The sequence below is a fragment of the Nocardia sp. NPDC003963 genome, assembly GCF_053605105.1.
In genome coordinates, this window is sequence record NZ_JBSGIP010000014.1 from 1 (window position 1) to 16851 (window position 16851).

The following is a 16851-nucleotide window of genomic DNA, read 5'->3' on the forward strand; positions in this document are numbered from 1 at the left end:
AGCGGCCGCACGATCGGCGGCATACGTCGCCACGTGCCTTCCTGCACGTCGCCGACTGCCAGCCCGTGCGCCCGGATCAGCTCGAGGGTGGCTCGGTTGCAGTGGCAACCCTCCGCGAACCGCTGCCAGGGGCCGGCGAGGCGGTCCTGCCACGCGGCGAGCCGCGGCGACCGCGAACGTACGTGCTCGAGGAACAGCAGCCGGCCGCCGGGGCGTAATACGCGCTCGACCTCCCGTAACACGGGGCCGGGGTCGTCGACGGTGCACAATACGAGCGTCGACACGACCGTATCCACGGATTCGTCCGGGAACGGCAGTCGTTCCGCCGGGGCGTCGAGAACACGCGCCCCGCGCCCGTTACCGCGCAGCCGTCGCGCCAACCGCACCCGCATCGCGGCCTCCGGTTCGGTCAGGGTCAAGTCGTCGACGCTGTCGGGGTAGTACTGCAGGTTGAGGCCGGTACCGCTGCCGAGTTCGACAGTGCGCCCCCGCGCCCGCCCGAGCAGATCCCGCCGACGCGCACCCATACCCGACTTCTCGCCCAGCCACAGCAGCGGGTCGTACAGCACGGCGAACACCCGGGCCCACCGGCCCGAGCCCTCCACCGCTGCCGCCGGCACGGCGTCCCTGCTCACAAACTCGACGGTACGCCGACGGCTTCCGTCGCGCAGCTGCCGTGCCCACGGCGCGGGTCGACTCGCAGGTTCGTGCGCCTCACCGCGGCGGTTCAGCGCAGCGCGGTGCGGTAGTCCTGCCCGCCGACGAGGAAGGTGTGCCCGCTGGTCGCGGGGGTGTCGATCGCGGTGACGATGGCGGCGGCGAAATCGTCGATGGTGGGGAGTGGCCCGTGCGTTCGGCGGGCGGCGACCGCGTCGGGATCCCGGCGTTCCAGCAGCCGGATGATGATCGTCCCGTCGATCATATCGCCGGAGACCACGACGAACCCGACTCCGCGGTTGGTGAATTCGGGGATGAGGGCGCGCAGGGCGTCCTCGCCGGCGCGTTTGCTCGCGGCGATCGGCTCGTACCCGTCGGGCAGCGGACCGCCGCCGAGGTGGAAGTGCGCCTGGTGGCTGGTGACGAATACGATCCGCCCGCCGGGCGGTATGAGCGGCAGGGCGAGGGTGGCGAGCCGGACCTGGGCGTCGCGGTTCAGGCGAAGGGCGTAACCGGGGTCGGCGCCGCGTTCGAGTCCCCCCGAGGCGTTGAGTACGAGTGCGTCGAGTCGGCCGTACCGGTCGCGGATGTGGTCGATCATCTCGGTGACCGCGGTGTCGTCGGACAGGTCCGCGCCGACCGCCGACGCGCTGCCGCCGGCACCGTTGATCGCGTCGACCACCGTCTGCGCTCGTTTGATCTTCTCGCGGTAGTTCACCAGGACATGGGTGTCCGGGGCGGCCAATTGCTGGGCGGTGGTGGCTCCGATACCGCGTGAGGCGCCTGTTACCAGCACGATTCTTCGGGTCGACGTGTCCGCTCGGTCCATCGGGTGTTCCCCTCGCTCGGCCGTGATGCTTCTGATCGAGAAGCAACTATGGTGCTTCGAAATGAGAAGCGCAACTGATCGCGGGCCGGCCGACGAGTCCGGTAACGCACCGATCCTGGCGGCCGTCGACCTGCTGGGGCAGCGGTGGATGCTGCGAGTGGTGTGGGAGCTCGAACCCGGCCCGCTGGGGTTCCTGGAACTACGTCGGCGGATGGGCAACTGCTCGTCGAGCATGCTGTCCAACCGGCTCCAGCAGCTCCAGGCGGCCGGGCTGCTGGAAAAGCACGGCCCGAAAGGCTCGTACGAGTTGACCATCGCCGGAGTTCGCCTCGGGGAAGCCCTGCAACCGCTGTGGAACTGGTCGGAAATCTGGACCGATCGGCCCCACGAGTTCCGTTGGCCCTGAACCACTTCGCGAGCTCGGTTGCCGGGACAACCACAACGGTGACCCGCAGCGTCCGGGGGGCCGATTGCCGCGCGGGTTCGGCGGATTCGCTCCCCGCCGGTCGGATCACGGTGTTCGTTCGCGCGGCTTCCGCCTCGGGCCGGGGTTAGACTGCGACGGCCGAAGGTGGGCACTTCGAGGCGCTGGGGAGGGGAAGCGTTGTGTGGAAGATTCTTTTTCGATTCGCGTGTGTTCTGGTCGTACTGGTATCCGTGCCGATGGGTGTCGTCGCCCGAGCCGAACCGGATTCGCCGCCGCCGGGTTCGGTGCTCCTGACCCTGCCGGAGCCGGCCGGCGCCGAAGCGGTCGGCGTGGTGGATCTGCACCTGGTCGATACCGCGCGGCCCGATCCGTACAGCCCGGCCGATCCGCGTGAGCTGATGGTCAGTGTCTGGTATCCCGCCACCGATACGGCGGATGTTCCGGTGCGGCCGTGGCTCTCGCCCGGCGTCGCCCGGATATATGACGCCGGCCTGGTCGAGATCGGTGCCTCGCCGGAGAAGCGATGGACGTGGGCGCCCGGTCACGGGCATATCGGTGCGGCCGCGGAGGTGTCCCGCGGGCGCCGCCCGGTCGTGGTGTTCTCACCGGGGCTGGGCATGCCGCGTGAAATCAGCACCGCGCAGGCCGAAGATCTCGCCGGCCACGGTTTCGTCGTCGTCACCATGAGCCATACGTACGAAGCAGCCGCGACGGAATTCCCCGGCGGCCGGATCGAACAGAGCGTGCTGCCGCCGGCAGCCGACCCCGCCGCGGCCGAGGCCCAGATCATCACCGCGTTGACGACGCGGGTGGCCGACACCCGGTTCGTGCTCGACAAGGTCGCCGATATCGCCGCGGGGAACAACCCGGCCGTCGGCGGGCCCCCGCTGCCCGTGGACCTCCCCGGGATACTCGATATGTCGAAGGTCGTGATGTTCGGACATTCCCTGGGCGGCGCTACCGCGGCCCAGGCAATGCACGACGACCCCCGGATCGCGGCCGCAGCCGATCTCGACGGCCACCTGTGGGGTTCGGCCGTAGCGGACGGGTTGGACCGCCCGTTCATGCTGATCAGCGGTGACGGCGGAAACCGAGACGATGTACCGAGTTGGCAACAGCTCTGGGCCACCGGGCGCGGACCGAAGGTCCATTTTCGGCTCGAAGGCGCGCAGCATCATTCGTTCTGCGACAACCAACTCATCGCCGCGCCACTGGTGGCCGCACATCTCCTCCCCGCCGATATCGCGTCCCAGGTGGTCGGCACCATCGATCCGAATCTCTCCCTCGGCCTGCAGAACGCCTACCTACGCGGCTTCTTCGACACGGCCCTGGGTCGATACGACCAGCTCATCCAGGAACCGGGCACCTTGCTGCATCCGGAAATGGTTCCGGTTCCATAACCGTCCGGAGCGGCCCCCGGCTACCCGGACCGTCTGTTACCACCAGCGGCCACATGCACGTCAGGAGGCTTTGCCGCGGACCCAGGTCACCTCGCGAACGGTCCCGAAATGCATCGACTCGTACAACGGCCGTCCGGCCGCGGTGGCGAGCAAGGTCGCCGGACTGTCCGGGTACGCCGCCAACGCCGTGCTCATGAGTCCGCGGGCAATGCCTTTGAACCGTTGCTCGCGAAGAGTCGCCACCCAGTAGGCACCGAGGACTTTGCCGTCATAGTAGATGCAGGCCGCTCCGACCGGCTCGCGATCGATGCGTGCCAGCCATATTCGCCAGGCCGGCAACTGCACCAGCGACGGAGGTAACTTCTGTCCGCGCTGGTACGGCTGGAAAGAGGGTTGCGGCCCACATCGCCGCTGTGTTGTTTCCGTACACGTCGGAATCGCTCTGCCTTGTTCTGGAACGGATATCGAGAAGGCCGCCCGTCCATGGGCCGTCCTCTCGGTGGTCGATCTGTCCTGCCGCGGATCGCTCGCTGTCGCTGTGGCGACGCTCCGCCCTCCGGAGGGTGCTCGCGGTGGTGCGCTCGGGAAGAGATGGGGATCTCCCGAGACCCAGGAAGTCTCTTGCCAGCGTGTCACGGATCCTCGACATCAGTCTGCTGAGGCCTTGTGCCCGCATATCGACCTCAGGAGATCTTGCGGCGATAGATGGCCGTGGCGAAGAGGTAGGCGAGGAGGAGGGCAGCGACACACCAGCCGGTGGCGATCCAGATATCGCGGCCGACCGGCTGCCCGCTGAGCAGGTTACGGATGGCGTCGATGATGGAGGTCACCGGCTGGTTCTCGGCGAAGGCGCGGAGGGGTCCCGGCATGGTTTCGGTGGGTACGAAAGCCGAGCTGAGAAACGGCAGGAAGATCAGTGGATAGGAGAATGCGCTCGCGCCGTCGGGGGTCTTCGCGGTCAAACCGGGGATGACCGCGATCCAGGTCAGCGTGAGGGTGAACAGGACCAGGAGGCCGGCGACCGCGAGCCAGGCCAGTACTCCGGCGCCTGACCTGAAACCCATGAGCACGGCGACGAGTACTACGACCACCAGCGAAATCAGGTTGGCGGCCAGCGAAGTCAGCACGTGGGCCCACAGGAGGGACGATCGTGCGATGGGCATGGACTGGAACCGCTCGAAGATGCCGCTTTTCATATCCTGAAACAGCCGGAACGCGGTGTAGGCGATGCCCGAAGCGACAGTGATGAGCAGAATGCCTGGTAACAGATACTGCACGTACGGCTCCGATCCCGACTCGATCGCGCCGCCGAAGACGTAGACGAACAGCAGCATGAAAGCGATCGGCATGATCGTCGTGGTGATGATGGTGTCGGCGCTGCGCGTGATGTGGCGCAGGGATCGCCCCAGAAGCAGCACGGTATCGGCGAAGAAACGCGTGGTCATATCGATTCCCTACTTCGTCTCCGCCGCGCGGCGGTCGTTACCGGGGGCGCCCTCGATATCTCCGTCGCCGACGAGGGCGAAGTAGACGTCTTCGAGGCTCGGCTGCTTCTCGACGTATCGGACCTCGACGGGCGGAAGGAGTTGTGTGAGCTCGGCGAGAGTGCCGTCGACGATGACGCGACCCCGGTGCAGGATCGCTATCCGGTCGGCGAGTTGTTCGGCCTCGTCCAGGTATTGGGTGGTGAGTAGTACTGTGGTGCCGCTCTCCGCGAGCTCCCGGACCGCCTGCCACACCTCGACGCGTGCCCGGGGGTCGAGCCCGGTGGTGGGCTCGTCCAGGAAGATGACCGGTGGGTCGCCGATGAGGCTCATGGCGATGTCGAGGCGGCGGCGCATGCCTCCGGAGTATGTCGCCACCTTCCGCGAAGCCGCCTCGGTGAGCGAGAAACGTTCGAGCAGATCGCCGGCGACCGTGTCCGCGCCGGACACGTGTCGCAATTTCGCGATCAGTACGAGATTCTCGCGGCCGGTGAGGATTTCGTCGACGGCGGCGAATTGCCCGGTGAGACTGATGGATTTGCGCACATCGCCCGGTCGGGTGGCGACGTCGAACCCGTTCACTGCGGCTGTGCCCGCATCGGCTCTGAGCAATGTGGACAGGATTCGCACGATCGTGGTCTTGCCGGCGCCGTTCGAGCCGAGCAAGGCGAAAATGCTGCCTCGCTCGACCTCGAAGTCCACGCCACGCAGCACTTCCAACTTGTTGTAGGCCTTCTCCAGGCCCTGTACCCGGATCGCCGGCGCGTGCCGTCCGGTCATCGAACGGTCCTCTGTTCCTGCTCCGGTGGCGCGCTGGACGGCGTTGCCGGTCGCCGACAGATCTCGGCGAGTGTCCGGAAGGAGCGCTTCGGGGCGAGGGTGCCGTCGGGCATGACCTTGCATACGCCGAAAGAGGCCAGGTCGAGGTCGAGATGCGGGTCCGGGTGATGGGGAAGGTCGAAGCCGGCGAAGGTGTACCAGAACGCAGAGTCCACCGATTCTTCTTCGAAGAGTCGGAACAGGTCGCGCATATAGCGGGCCGGTTCGTCTTCGTCGCGGACGTAGTCACCGTCGATGTGGGGTGGATCGGCGTCGTGGTCGACGATCGCCCAGCCCATTCCGCCGCGTTCGGCCGCACCCTGGTAGGTGCAGCAGCCGACCTCGGTCACGGCGATCGGTTTGCCCTGTTCGCGCAGTGTTCGTAGGCCCGCCCGGTAGGCGGGGTCCGCGGGGTCGCCGTAGGCGTCCACGCCGATGATGTCGAAAGGGGACCAGTCGATATCTTCCCAGGTGCCGGCGGCGTAGGTGAGTTCGCCGCTGAAACGCTCGCGCACCGTGGACGCGGTCTCGGCCAGCGCGGCGTTGATCCGGATGTTCGCCTCGGCGAGGGCAGTCAGGGCCGCCGGTTCACCGCTGGTGAAGGACTCGATCCGGGCGAAGGTGTCGAGCCCCGGCAGGAAGCCCGCAGCGAACAGGCTCCATTCGCAGCCGGCGACGAAGACCTCGGCTCCTACCGATCGGGCCCGATCCGCGCAGTCGGCGAAATACGGCAGCAGCTGCGCGGCGGACAGTTCACAGGGGAAGGGGGAGAACCAGACCTCCAACCCGGCGTCGGCGGCGTGCCGTGCCGCGACGCTCAGGCGTTCGGGGTCATCGCCGGTGATCCGGACCGCGTCGCAGTGCAGCTCATCGGCGATGACGCGTAGCTCCCGCCGCGCCGCGCCGGGATCGAAAGCCGGCCGGGTACTCCGCCCGCCGGGAGAGAAACCTGTGTCATAGGTGATACCTCGTGCTCGCACGGCTGCGTTCCTCACTTGTCTGCCGAACGCGGTGTCCGGCACTTCGAAATTAAGCAGAAGGAAAAACAGAAACCAGCCACAGCACGGGCGATTGATAATATCTACGCTGCTCAATGCCCTGTTGAGAGTTGCAATGACCATGCCGATTAATGCCGTACGAACCGATCGGTGTTGCAACTACTCAGGCTCCCGCGCATACTCGCGTGGACCACCGGGACAAGAGGGCGGGCAATGCCGGGACGCAGACTGACCGGAACAGACCGGCAGCAGATCGCCGCCGGGTTGATACGGGGACTGGATCACGCCGAAATCGCCCGGCGACTCGGCCGCCCCACCTCCACGATCAGCCGCGAAGTCGCGCGCAACGGCGGTCCGGGCCGCTATCGCGCGGACCTGGCACAGCTGGCCACGACCCACCGTGCGCGGCGCCGGCCGAGTACCGGCGCGTCGCAACCGAACAGTGGGCGCGCCGGACCCGACCCCGAAACGACGACCGCAGTCGCCGACGACCTGGCTGCCGCCCTGGTCCAGACGGGCGTACCACGCACCGCCGCCGCCGTCATGGCCTGCCTGTACACCTCGGAGACCGGTAGCCGCACCGCCGCTGAACTGGCACAGCACCTTCGAATCAGTGCCGCCACGGTGTCGCACGCTGTCAAACTCTTGGAAGAGCAAGGCCTGCTCCAGCGCGGCCGCGACGCCACCAGCAGACGCCAGCGCTATTTCATAGACGACGACGCGGGATACCGCACCGTCCTGGCCAGCGCCCACGCCAACCAGCGTCTCGCCGCCACCGCGCTCCGTGGCGCGAACGCGCTCGGCACCGACACCCCTGCCGGAAACCGCCTCGCGGCAGCAGCCCGGTTTCTCGAGCACATCGGCACCGACATCATCCGGTCCGCGCAACACTGGCGCACCGCGCCCGGCGCATACCCGGAATGACTCGCCGACTCCTGGACGCAGGCAACCGGGATCGCGCGTGGTTGCTTGTTACGCAATCGAATCGGAGTGCGACGCGCACCGCGATCTGCTACGAAGAACTGGTCATCGACGGAGTAGGTCGCGGGGGTCGGGATGAACCTGACGAAGAAGCTGCGCGGCGTGTGCCTGGCGACCGGCGTGGCTCTGTGTACCACCGGATGCGTGGTCCCGGCATCGGAGCTCGAGCCGGCCGAGCCGCCGACCCCTACCAGCACAATCATCCCGGAACCCGCGTGGCTTCCCTGCGCCCTGTCCGATGCCGCGCTCTCCGGCACCGATCTGAATTCGAAGACCGGAGACCACTTTCTCGACTACGAGGATATTCAGGCATGCTCATGGGAATCGGACCCACCGGGGTACCGCGTCGTCGTCATATCCACCGGCTACACCTATGACGACACGTACTCGAGACGCTCCGAGGCGGGTCCGGTCACCCCGCTGTCCATCTGCACCCGCCGCGCTTTCGAGCAACCGGGCACCCGCGGTGGCTGCGACACCATTGTCGAGATATCCGCTGGGAGCGCGACTACGTTCAAGCCCATCCTGCGTTCACCGATCGACCCGGCCGAGGGATGTGCGCGGATCCGCCGCCATGCCGCGGATCTGGAGAAGTATTTCCCGAGCAGCTGAACCGATCTCCTTCAGCGCGCGAATCCGGAGACGGAAGCGAACTGGCGCGCAGCAGAGTCATACGGAGCGCCGGCGACGTCGCCGAGTATCTCGACGGGAGCTGGTCCGGCCTCGTTCGACTCCGCAGTGAGTCGTTCGGGCGTGAAGAACTGGACCCGATCGAAATACCGCTTCGTCTCCGCCTCCTCGACGATCTCGTACTTGTCCGCAGCCGGCCTTCGCCGAACGCCGCCCGGTTTGCGGCTCAGGACTCTGCGCGGAGTCCGGTGAGGATGAGGTCGATGACGCGGTCGGCGACGTCGGGGGTGTGGCTCTGCACGGCTTGGCAGCCGACAGTGATCGCTTTGACCTCCCGGACCGTGAGGTCGGGTCGGGCGGTGCCGGCCTGTTGTGCGGCGGTGAGGAGTTCGCCGAGCAGGGTCAGGAATTGGGCTTCGGCGTCGGGGGCGAGTTCGTCGAGGTCGATACCGTCGCCTGCGATGACCTGGGTCAGGCCTTGATCGGCGGCACCCCAGTCCAGGGCCATGGCCCGGATGAACCCGAACAGGGCTTGCGCGGGTTCGCCGGCGTCGAGCAGAGTGCGGCCCGCGGTGACGATTTGCTGAAGGCGGTGTTCGATCACCGCGGCGAACAGGGCGGTCTTGGTGGGGAAGTGCCGGTAGATGGTGCCCGCACCGAGACCGGCCCGGCGGGCGATCTCGTCGATGGGGACCGACAGCCCTTCGGCGGCGAAGGTCGCGTACGCGGTTTCGAGCACCAGTTCCCGATTGCGGGCCGCGTCGGCGCGTAGCGGTTTGGCGGGGTCGCCCATCGAAGTCACCTCCTGTGCGCCACCCCACCGGCAAACGGGGCGCGCGTTCCGTATAGTCGAACATAAGCGGGGCGCTCGCCCCGGTTCGATTCTATCGAGGAGCGGTCATGGGTAAATGGAGCACCATCGATATCCCCGACCAAACCGGTCGCACCGCGATCGTGACCGGCGCGAACTCCGGGCTCGGCTTCGAAACGGCTTCCGCGCTGGCGGCCGAGGGCGCCCGTGTGGTGCTGGCCGTGCGCAACCTCGACAAGGGCAAGGCCGCGGTGGACCGGATCGCCGCGGCGATCCCGGGCGCACACCTCGAACTGCAACAGCTGGACCTGGGATCGTTGGCCGGGGTCCGCACTGCGGCAGCGGAGCTGAAGGCCGTGTATCCGCGTATCGATCTGCTGATCAACAACGCCGGGGTGATGTATCCGCCGAAGGAGAAGACCAGCGACGGTTTCGAGCTGCAGTTCGGTACCAACCACCTCGGGCATTTCGCCCTGACCGGCCTGCTGCTCGACCGGCTGACGGCCGTGGCCGGGTCGCGGGTGGTCACCGTCAGCAGTATCGGGCACCGTATCCGGGCCGCGATCCACTTCGACGATCTGAACTGGGACAACGGATACAGCCGCGTCGGCGCCTACGGCCAATCCAAGCTCGCGAATCTACTGTTCACCTATGAACTGCAGCGCCGCCTGACCGCCGCCGGGCGGGATACGCTCGCCGTCGCCGCCCACCCGGGCGGGGCGAACACCGAGCTGGGCCGCCACCTGCCCGCCGTGCTGCGGGTGCCGGCCATCAAACTGATATCGCAGTCCGCGCGCATGGGCGCCCTGGCCACGCTGCGCGCCGCGACGGACCCCGAGGTGCGGGGCGGGCAGTACTACGGGCCGAGTGGCTCCGGTGGTATCCAGGGCCATCCCATCCGCGTCGAATCGAGCAAGCAGTCCCACGACACCGATCTGGCTCGGCGGCTGTGGCAGGTCTCCGAAGAACTGACCGGCGTCACCTACTCCATCGACTGACCTCGGCGCCACGAACTACACGACCCCACGAGCAAGAGGAACACAGTGCGCATCATCATCTTCGGCGCCACCGGCATGGTGGGCCAAGGAGTCCTGGAAGCATGCCTGCGCGAGGACGCGGTCACCGAAGTCCTCGCCATCGGCCGCACACCGACCGGCCGCACCCATCCGAAACTGCACGAGATCGATCACCAGGACTTCACCGATTTCACCGCCCTGCAGACCCGGCTCACCGGCTACGACGCCTGCTTTTTCTGTCTGGGCACCTCGGCGCTGGGCATGAGCGAAACCGACTACCGCACTATCACCTACGACTTCACCCTCGCCGCCGCTCGCACGCTACTGGCCGCCGATCCCGACCTCGCCTTCTGCTACGTCTCCGGTGCCGGCACCGACGGTACGGGCACCTCGCGCATGATGTGGGCCCGGATCAAAGGAGAAGTCGAGAACGCCCTGCTCGACCTCACCTCCCGGGCATACATGTTCCGGCCGGCGTTCATTCTGCCGCTTCCCGGCACCACGGCGAAAACCAAGCCATACGTGCTGCTCTACCGGATCGTCACACCGCTGGCCCCGCTGCTCCGGCGAGTAGCGCCACGATATGTCACCTCCAGCCTGCGCATCGGCGAAGCCATGCTCGAGGTCACCCGCGCCGGCGCACACCGGCGAGTCCTGGAAACCGCCGATATCAACGAAATCGCCGCCGAACCGAACCTGCCCGCCTGACTTCGGAACCCGCCGCGCCCCAGCGGAAACCGGGTGCGGGCATCCCCACTCGGCTTGTTCGGTTCGGCGTGGCCGCTCGCGACCGCGGCCGGATCGACGGTCCGGACGTTGCATCATTACGACCACATCGAGTTGGTGCGCTACACCGAAGCCGATGTCCAGCGCCTGTATCGAATTCTGGCATTGCCGTTCGGGACATCCTTCACGCTTGACTACTCTTCGATGATCGCCGAACAGACCTGCTGGGGCATCTGGATCAGTTCGACCTCGTCGAACCCGACGGTCATGGCGTGCCGGCGAGTTCGTAGCACGCCGCCTGCCCGATGAGCGGGCCCCTCGTAGAAGGCCGGGCGGAGCTCCGAATCCGGGCGTCGACTTCGCGCACGACGCCGCACAGGCCCGAGAACGGGCCGCCCGGGAAAGGACGACATCACCAGGCTCGTAGTCGGTAGTCACCACGCCGACACTCTGGACGGCCCTGAGCTCCAGCACTCTTCGTCAATTGACGCATTCTCGGACATCCGGCGTCGCGATCATCGCTGTTCAGCGATGGGTAGTCCGGCCGTTGATGCCCTGTGCGCTACTATGTAATGAACATTTGTTCATTACATAGATGGGGAGACGTGGCACGCACCGCTGAGCAGAGTGCGGCCCTGACCGCGGCGACACGGAGCGCGGTGCAGACCGCGGCCGTGCGGGTCTTCGCCCGGCGCGGGTACGCCGCATCGGCCATCCGCGATATCGCGGTCGAAGCCGGCGTCGGTATCGGCACGATCTACCGCCACTATCCGACCAAAGAGGCGCTGTACGCCGACCTGCTCGACCAGGCGCTGACCGGTCTCGTCGCCCTGACCCAGGAGCTGTCCGGCCCAGCCGGACCGGTCGAGACGATCCGGCAATTCACCGTCCGGTACCTGTCCGGTCTCAGTGCCGACGACGGCGCCGCGGAATTCATGATCGTCATCAACCAAGGCGTCACCGCCGGTACCCCGGCCGCATCGATTGCTCGACTCCACGCCGCCCACCGCTCGATGTGGCGCGCTTTCGAAGATCTGATCCGTCGAGGCCAAGCGGCCGGCGAGTTCGGTCGCGGTGATCCGGCTCAACTCACGACCTGCTACTTCGCGATGCTCGGCGGCCTCACCTCGATTCGGATCGCCCTCGGTGCAGGGTTCACAGCCCCGGATGCCGGCGTCGTACTCAAACTGCTGACAGAAGGACGAACTGGATGATCGAGATCGAACACGGTGACACGCTGGGCGAGAGCTACCGCCGCCGGATCACCGAGGTGCTGGTGCGGGGATTCGCCGAAGACTTCGCCTTCTTCTCCTCCGACCCGGAGAAATTGGCCGCGGCGTTCGAGCACATGCTCCTGCTGGAGCGATTCGTCGTCGCTTCGGTCGACGGTGAACCCGCTGCCGTCGCCTCGGTCACCACCGGTGATCAAGAGTGCTTCGCACCCCGACCGCGAGAGTTCCGCCGCCACCTCGGGCTCCTTCACGGAACCATCAGCTATCCGATCGTGCGCTCGCAATTCCTCGGCGCACCCGATGAGGCGCGGGAGGGACTGGCCGAGATCGCCTTCGTCACCACCGTCCCGGCCCACCAGGGACGTGGGGTGGGTACCGCACTGATACGGCACATCATCGCCCTTCCCGGCTACGACGAGTTCATCCTGCGCGAGATCAAAGACACCAATGCGCCCGCGCTCAGCCTCTACCGCAAGTTCGGCTTCGCCGAATACCAGCGACGACCCGTCCGCTTCGCGCGCCGTGCGGGCTTCGGCCATTACGTCTCACTCCACCTGGAGAAGGCCTAGTTTCGCGCGCGGCGCGAGGTCCGGCCGACCGCGCGCCCGCAACCGAGCGAAGCACCTTCCGCTCGCGCTGTTCACAAATTGATCTCGAGCTCAACCGGTCACTGCACCGCCGCGCGGATGAACATGTCGGCGTGGATGGTTCGGTGCGGGACGACGGGTTGTCACCTGTTGGGCGAGACGAGTTGTGGAGACTGCGGTCGAGTGGGTGATTCACACCACTTACTCCGGATTCGCGTCTTTCTGAGCTTGTTCCGAACCTCGGGGTAAGTAACCGAATCTCGAAGTGTGGTGTTGCCCGATGTTGTCCGCGGCGGCAGGCATCGGGTTCGGCGCCGAGCCGATCCCCAACCCCACTTTGAGGACACACATTCATGTCTCTAGCAGCCCGTTCGGTAACGGTCATCGTCTGGGCCCGATGGCGCAGGCGATGGTCGAGCGGTTGCGTGCTTCGGACCCCGTGGTCACCGTCTGGAACCGCAGCCCGGAAAAGGTCATCGCCATGGAGGAATTCGGCGCTGCCCGTGGGGGCGTGGGTTCGCTGCTTGCGCCCGCTCGGCCGACCCGAGTACCTGGGCGGGGATGTGCGGATTGCGCAGCTGTATTACCAGGCCGTCCTCTCCGTGTTCCTCTCCGGGCTGCTCGCGTTCGAGCAAGCACTGGCGATGATCGATCGCTCGGGCGAACCGATCGAACGGTTCCTGCCATACGCGCAGCATTCGGATTTGTACGGGGCGGTGGCGGCCATGGCCACCGCCACCGGCGGTCGGCGAGTCCTACGAGCAAGCTGCCGCCCGCGAATTGGCCGAGGAGCTCACGATCACCGGCCGGCCGCGGTTCCTGTTCAAATTCCGGTGCCGGGGCGCGATCGCGCCCTATTGGCTGGGGCTGCACGAAATCGTCATCGGCGGCGACATCACCCCGGATCCCTCCGAGATCGCCTGGCACGATTGGGTACCGGACACGCGGTTGCCCGATCTGATCCGCCGGCACCGGTTCGTACCGGACAGCATCGAAGCGTTCGGCCGGTACACACACCGAGGTCCGATACCGATCGCCCACCCGTGAGCCCTGGCACCGTGACTGCCGGACAGGCCTCGATACCGCGGCGGGGCCGGCCCCGATACGCCCGATGAGCAGCGTGTTTCGCCGCACCCGGGCCGGCACCGTCACTGCTGGTGGCTGCCCGTCGGCGCCGACGCCGACCAGATAGATCGGCGAGAAACCTGTCGGCGCGCTGCTCGAGGCGAGTTCGTGGCCGCCGTCGGGATCATCACGGTGGCATCCGCAGCGGGTGCAGCCGGGCCCGAAGCTGTTGACCGGCAGGTTGCGCCCGATCGGGTGCGGTCATCCGAGCCCGATCGCTGCCGGCCCGGCCGCCGTTTGTCCCGGTCTGGATCACCCATTGACTTGCCTCTCCCTTCGGCCTCGCGAAGGAGTGTATCCGGAACTGTCGTTTTCTTTTATGGAGAGTGTTATTCTCGCTGATGTGGTTCCGCGTATGCGGGACTACAGACATTGATAGTCCGTGGATGCGGGTCGATATCGTGTTGATTGCCGCACATTCGGGATTCCGGATGGAACGGGGTCCCGGGCGACGCCGCGCGAGCGCGAGGAGCGATGAACGATGTCGGTGCAGAAAGTGTTGGACGAGATCAGGGAGCGCCCCGGGACCGGTGAGGTGATCCCGATCATCGATCCCGTCACCGAGCAGCAGATCACCGAGTTCACCGACTGCGGACCCGAAGCCGTCGACGCCGCGGTCGCCCGGGCCAAGGAAGCGACCGCCTCCGAGGTGTGGAAGGGCCTGGCCGGTTACCAGCGTGCCAAGGTGCTGTGGAAGGTCGCCGATCTCATCGACGAGAACGCGGGCCTGCTCGCCGAACTCGAATCACTCAACGCAGGCATCCCCGAGGCCCAGGCGCAGATCATCGTCGGTGTGGGCTCGGAGTGGTTCCGCTATTACGCCGGCTGGTGCACCAAGATCGACGGAATCGCCCATGACGTGAACACCGGCGGTCTCACCGGCGTGCCCTCCCATATGCACGCCTACAGCATCAAAGAACCCTATGACGTGGTCGGGCTGATCTTCCCGTGGAACGGGCCGGTGTTCAATTTCTGCGCCAAACTCGCCCCTGCCCTGGCCGCGGGCTGCAGCAGCGTGGTCAAACCGGCCGAAGAGACCCCGCTGTCCGCGCTGGTGCTGGATCGGATCCTCACCGAGGCCGGCGTTCCGGATGGAGTGGTGAACCTGCTCACCGGCTACGGGCACACCACCGGCGCGGCCATCACCGCCCACCCCGACGTGGACAAGGTCGCCTTCACCGGATCCACCGAGGTGGGGCGGGAGATCGTGAAGGCCTCGGCATTGAGCAATCTCAACAAGGTCACCCTCGAACTCGGCGGCAAATCACCGGTGGTCATCTTCGACGACGCCGATCTCGACATGGCCGTCACCATGGCCGGATTCGGCACCTTCATCCACTCCGGACAGGCCTGCGTCTGTGGTTCGCGGATCTTCGCCCAGCGCGCGGTCTACGAACGCGTCGTCGAGGGAATCGCCCAGCTCGGCAACAATCTCGAACTGGGCGGGCCCAAGGAAGCCGGCAGCATGATCGGCCCGCTGATCAGCGCCAAACAACTCAACCGGGTACTGGGCTACATCGACCAGGGCAAAGCCGACGGCGTCGAGTACGTCACCGGCGGCCAACGCGTCGACCGGACCGGATACTTCGTCCACCCGACCGTCGCCACCAACGTGAACCCCGATACCAGCCGGCTGTTCCAGGAAGAGATCTTCGGCCCCGTCGTGACGATCCTGCCGTTCGACACCGAAGAGGAAGCCGTCGCGCTGGCCAACAACAGCACCTACGGCCTGGCCGCCACCGTGTGGACCAAGGACCTCGGCCGCGCGCACCGGCTCGCCAAAAAGCTCCAGGCCGGAACAGTCTCGTTGAACTGCCAGATGGTGTTCGACCACTCGGTGCCGTTCGGGGGATACAAGCAGTCCGGGTGGGGCCACGAATCCGGTCGCGCCGGCATCGAAACCTACCTGCAGAACAAGTACGTCTGGGCTCAGATGTAGACCCATCCGCCCAGGCGACCGGACCGCGGCCCGGCTCACACACGAGTCGGGTCGCGGCGCGTGCTCAGCACCGGAGCACCCGAACTCCCGCGGTTCCGGGCCGGCTTCGGTTTGCGCACTCGCCTGTTTCCCGGATGGAGGGCAGCCGCCTGCCGGATGGTCGACGACCTGCGGGCGGCGTCGCGATGGATCGTGTTCTTCGGGTTCACCGACTGAGCTCGGCTCCGCGAACGCGCGGCGGCACTACTGATCGTGCCGCTCGTCTCCTGGGTCTGCCTCGGATTCGGCGGCGGACCGGCGCCGTCCCGCATCGCCTCGCGGCCCATCCCGGGATTTGTTGCGCGAGTGCCGATCTGATACACCCGATCGGCGCCGGGACCCGTACTCTGGTCCGGCAAGCACGGGTTGGTGTGGGAGGAATCCATTGGGTCGCAGAGAGTCGCGGGAAGAACGAGACGTTTCGCCGGAGAACCGCGAGGCCGTCCGTAGCAATATCGAGAAAGAACTCGGGATCCCCCGCTCCTTGGACGGTGCCCCGCCGGACGACCTCGCGGCGTGGCTGTCCCGGGTCGAGAACATGATGGAGATCATTCCGCGGCAGAACCGCCGACCTTTCGACATCACCGACAGCAACGGCGTCACCGATGTGGTCGGGGAGACCTATATGCTGCGCCGGCTCGCGGATATCCGCAAGGAACTGCGCGCGAGGCTCCGGAACGCGACGGCGCGGCGTGAACTCGACCGGATCCAGCACGTGGCCGATTCCGCGATCCACGACCCGGTCGCGAGGCAGATGGTCGCGGATCAGATCCAGCGGGCGGGCGATGTGGTGACGAAGGCTTCGGTGGCCGAGGATGCGCGGGATGCCGCGCTCGAGGTCGAGTTGCGGAAGGTGGTCCAGGATCTGAAAGAGCGCCGCTCGAATATGTGGTCAGTGCTCCAGCGTGAATCGATGGCAGTGCTCATCGGCGCGTTCCTGCTCATCGGGTTCAGCGCGGTGATGGTGGTGGCGATGTTCACCGATACAGAGGTCCCGGCGGTGGTGCTGAATATGATCCTGCTGATCCTCGGGTTCTTCTTCGGGCAGTCGACGGTGGGCGGCCGGGGCGGTGGCCGGGGGGAGAGTTGAATCCCGGCCGGCTGCGAGCGCACGGATATCGCCGGCGGGCCCGATCGAATCCGGGATCGGC

Annotated in this window: 19 protein-coding genes and 1 pseudogene; 13 read left to right on the forward strand and 7 right to left on the reverse strand. The window is 66.6% G+C overall.

Features of this window, described 5'->3' with window-relative positions:
* On the reverse strand, nt 1-635 hold a 635-nt coding region (locus ACWEWT_RS21845), incomplete at its 3' end, for a class I SAM-dependent methyltransferase (protein WP_452561451.1).
* Between the two features lie 92 nt (nt 636-727).
* A complete protein-coding gene (locus tag ACWEWT_RS21850) occupies nt 728-1486 on the reverse strand; it encodes an SDR family oxidoreductase (RefSeq protein WP_452561452.1) in 759 nt (252 codons plus the stop codon).
* Between the two features lie 61 nt (nt 1487-1547).
* On the opposite strand from ACWEWT_RS21850, the gene ACWEWT_RS21855 reads away from it, so the two are divergent.
* Nucleotides 1548-1892 carry a winged helix-turn-helix transcriptional regulator gene (locus tag ACWEWT_RS21855; RefSeq protein WP_452561454.1) on the forward strand — a complete coding sequence of 115 codons (345 nt, stop codon included), beginning with the start codon at nt 1548-1550 and terminating at the stop codon, nt 1890-1892.
* Between the two features lie 257 nt (nt 1893-2149).
* Entirely contained in the window at nt 2150-3313 is a 1164-nt protein-coding gene (locus ACWEWT_RS21860; protein ID WP_452561455.1) for an alpha/beta hydrolase family protein, read from the forward strand.
* Nucleotides 3314-3373: 60 nt separating this feature from the next.
* Here ACWEWT_RS21860 and ACWEWT_RS21865 read toward each other — a convergent pair whose 3' ends face one another.
* The 4 genes from ACWEWT_RS21865 to ACWEWT_RS21880 all read right to left on the reverse strand — a co-directional run bounded on the left by ACWEWT_RS21865 (nt 3374) and on the right by ACWEWT_RS21880 (nt 6596).
* A complete protein-coding gene (locus tag ACWEWT_RS21865) occupies nt 3374-3658 on the reverse strand; it encodes a GNAT family N-acetyltransferase (RefSeq protein ID WP_452561457.1) in 285 nt (94 codons plus the stop codon).
* Between the two features lie 338 nt (nt 3659-3996).
* Complete coding sequence (locus tag ACWEWT_RS21870) at nt 3997-4758, reverse strand: ABC transporter permease (RefSeq protein ID WP_452561459.1); 762 nt, start codon at nt 4756-4758, stop codon at nt 3997-3999.
* 9 nt (nt 4759-4767) lie between these two features.
* Nucleotides 4768-5577: an ABC transporter ATP-binding protein gene (locus tag ACWEWT_RS21875; protein ID WP_452561461.1), complete on the reverse strand. Its 810-nt coding sequence runs from the start codon at nt 5575-5577 to the stop codon at nt 4768-4770.
* Nucleotides 5574-6596 carry a hypothetical protein gene (locus ACWEWT_RS21880; RefSeq protein ID WP_452561463.1) on the reverse strand — a complete coding sequence of 341 codons (1023 nt, stop codon included), beginning with the start codon at nt 6594-6596 and terminating at the stop codon, nt 5574-5576. The genes ACWEWT_RS21875 and ACWEWT_RS21880 overlap by 4 nt, the downstream gene beginning before the upstream one ends.
* 231 nt (nt 6597-6827) lie before the next feature.
* On the opposite strand from ACWEWT_RS21880, the gene ACWEWT_RS21885 reads away from it, so the two are divergent.
* Nucleotides 6828-7538 carry a MarR family transcriptional regulator gene (locus ACWEWT_RS21885; protein WP_452561465.1) on the forward strand — a complete coding sequence of 237 codons (711 nt, stop codon included), beginning with the start codon at nt 6828-6830 and terminating at the stop codon, nt 7536-7538.
* A 132-nt stretch (nt 7539-7670) separates the two neighbouring features.
* The gene (locus ACWEWT_RS21890) at nt 7671-8207 is read left to right on the forward strand and encodes a DUF3558 family protein (protein WP_452561467.1); all 537 of its coding nucleotides are present in this window, start codon (nt 7671-7673) and stop codon (nt 8205-8207) included.
* Nucleotides 8208-8451: 244 nt separating this feature from the next.
* On the opposite strand, the gene ACWEWT_RS21895 is transcribed toward ACWEWT_RS21890, so the two are convergent.
* Nucleotides 8452-9018, reverse strand: a complete 567-nt coding sequence (locus tag ACWEWT_RS21895; RefSeq protein ID WP_452561468.1) for a TetR/AcrR family transcriptional regulator — start codon at nt 9016-9018, stop codon at nt 8452-8454.
* A gap of 107 nt (nt 9019-9125) precedes the next feature.
* On the opposite strand from ACWEWT_RS21895, the gene ACWEWT_RS21900 reads away from it, so the two are divergent.
* The 9 genes and pseudogenes from ACWEWT_RS21900 (at nt 9126) to ACWEWT_RS21940 (ending at nt 16790) form a co-directional block, all read left to right on the forward strand.
* Nucleotides 9126-10034: an SDR family NAD(P)-dependent oxidoreductase gene (locus ACWEWT_RS21900; protein ID WP_452561470.1), complete on the forward strand. Its 909-nt coding sequence runs from the start codon at nt 9126-9128 to the stop codon at nt 10032-10034.
* Nucleotides 10035-10079: 45 nt separating this feature from the next.
* Nucleotides 10080-10760: an NAD-dependent epimerase/dehydratase family protein gene (locus ACWEWT_RS21905; RefSeq protein WP_452561472.1), complete on the forward strand. Its 681-nt coding sequence runs from the start codon at nt 10080-10082 to the stop codon at nt 10758-10760.
* A gap of 108 nt (nt 10761-10868) precedes the next feature.
* Complete coding sequence (locus ACWEWT_RS21910; RefSeq protein WP_452561474.1) at nt 10869-11087, forward strand: hypothetical protein; 219 nt, start codon at nt 10869-10871, stop codon at nt 11085-11087.
* 296 nt (nt 11088-11383) lie between these two features.
* Nucleotides 11384-11992, forward strand: coding sequence for a TetR/AcrR family transcriptional regulator (locus ACWEWT_RS21915; RefSeq protein WP_452561475.1), 609 nt, complete (start codon nt 11384-11386; stop codon nt 11990-11992).
* Complete coding sequence (locus ACWEWT_RS21920; RefSeq protein ID WP_452561476.1) at nt 11989-12579, forward strand: GNAT family N-acetyltransferase; 591 nt, start codon at nt 11989-11991, stop codon at nt 12577-12579. Before ACWEWT_RS21915 ends, ACWEWT_RS21920 begins: the two co-directional genes overlap by 4 nt.
* A 371-nt stretch (nt 12580-12950) precedes the next feature.
* Nucleotides 12951-13286: pseudogene (locus ACWEWT_RS21925) on the forward strand (imine reductase family protein); the annotation flags it as partial.
* 13 nt (nt 13287-13299) lie between these two features.
* Nucleotides 13300-13644 carry an NUDIX domain-containing protein gene (locus tag ACWEWT_RS21930; RefSeq protein ID WP_452561661.1) on the forward strand — a complete coding sequence of 115 codons (345 nt, stop codon included), beginning with the start codon at nt 13300-13302 and terminating at the stop codon, nt 13642-13644.
* A 559-nt stretch (nt 13645-14203) separates the two neighbouring features.
* On the forward strand, nt 14204-15661 hold the full coding sequence (locus ACWEWT_RS21935; RefSeq protein WP_452561478.1) for an aldehyde dehydrogenase family protein: 1458 nt from the start codon (nt 14204-14206) through the stop codon (nt 15659-15661).
* A 424-nt stretch (nt 15662-16085) separates the two neighbouring features.
* On the forward strand, nt 16086-16790 hold the full coding sequence (locus tag ACWEWT_RS21940; protein WP_452561480.1) for a hypothetical protein: 705 nt from the start codon (nt 16086-16088) through the stop codon (nt 16788-16790).
* Nucleotides 16791-16851: the final 61 nt, after the last annotated feature.

What these genes read in the sequence shown, in the direction of transcription:
- ACWEWT_RS21850 (WP_452561452.1), bottom strand. Translation starts at nt 1,486, where the DNA reads ATGGACCGAGCGGACACGTCGACCCGAAGAATCGTGCTGGTAACAGGC.
- ACWEWT_RS21855 (WP_452561454.1), top strand. Translation starts at nt 1,548, where the DNA reads ATGAGAAGCGCAACTGATCGCGGGCCGGCCGACGAGTCCGGTAACGCA.
- ACWEWT_RS21860 (WP_452561455.1), top strand. Translation starts at nt 2,150, where the DNA reads ATGGGTGTCGTCGCCCGAGCCGAACCGGATTCGCCGCCGCCGGGTTCG.
- ACWEWT_RS21870 (WP_452561459.1), bottom strand. Translation starts at nt 4,758, where the DNA reads ATGACCACGCGTTTCTTCGCCGATACCGTGCTGCTTCTGGGGCGATCC.
- ACWEWT_RS21875 (WP_452561461.1), bottom strand. Translation starts at nt 5,577, where the DNA reads ATGACCGGACGGCACGCGCCGGCGATCCGGGTACAGGGCCTGGAGAAG.
- ACWEWT_RS21885 (WP_452561465.1), top strand. Translation starts at nt 6,828, where the DNA reads ATGCCGGGACGCAGACTGACCGGAACAGACCGGCAGCAGATCGCCGCC.
- ACWEWT_RS21890 (WP_452561467.1), top strand. Translation starts at nt 7,671, where the DNA reads ATGAACCTGACGAAGAAGCTGCGCGGCGTGTGCCTGGCGACCGGCGTG.
- ACWEWT_RS21895 (WP_452561468.1), bottom strand. Translation starts at nt 9,018, where the DNA reads ATGGGCGACCCCGCCAAACCGCTACGCGCCGACGCGGCCCGCAATCGG.
- ACWEWT_RS21900 (WP_452561470.1), top strand. Translation starts at nt 9,126, where the DNA reads ATGGGTAAATGGAGCACCATCGATATCCCCGACCAAACCGGTCGCACC.
- ACWEWT_RS21920 (WP_452561476.1), top strand. Translation starts at nt 11,989, where the DNA reads ATGATCGAGATCGAACACGGTGACACGCTGGGCGAGAGCTACCGCCGC.
- ACWEWT_RS21935 (WP_452561478.1), top strand. Translation starts at nt 14,204, where the DNA reads ATGTCGGTGCAGAAAGTGTTGGACGAGATCAGGGAGCGCCCCGGGACC.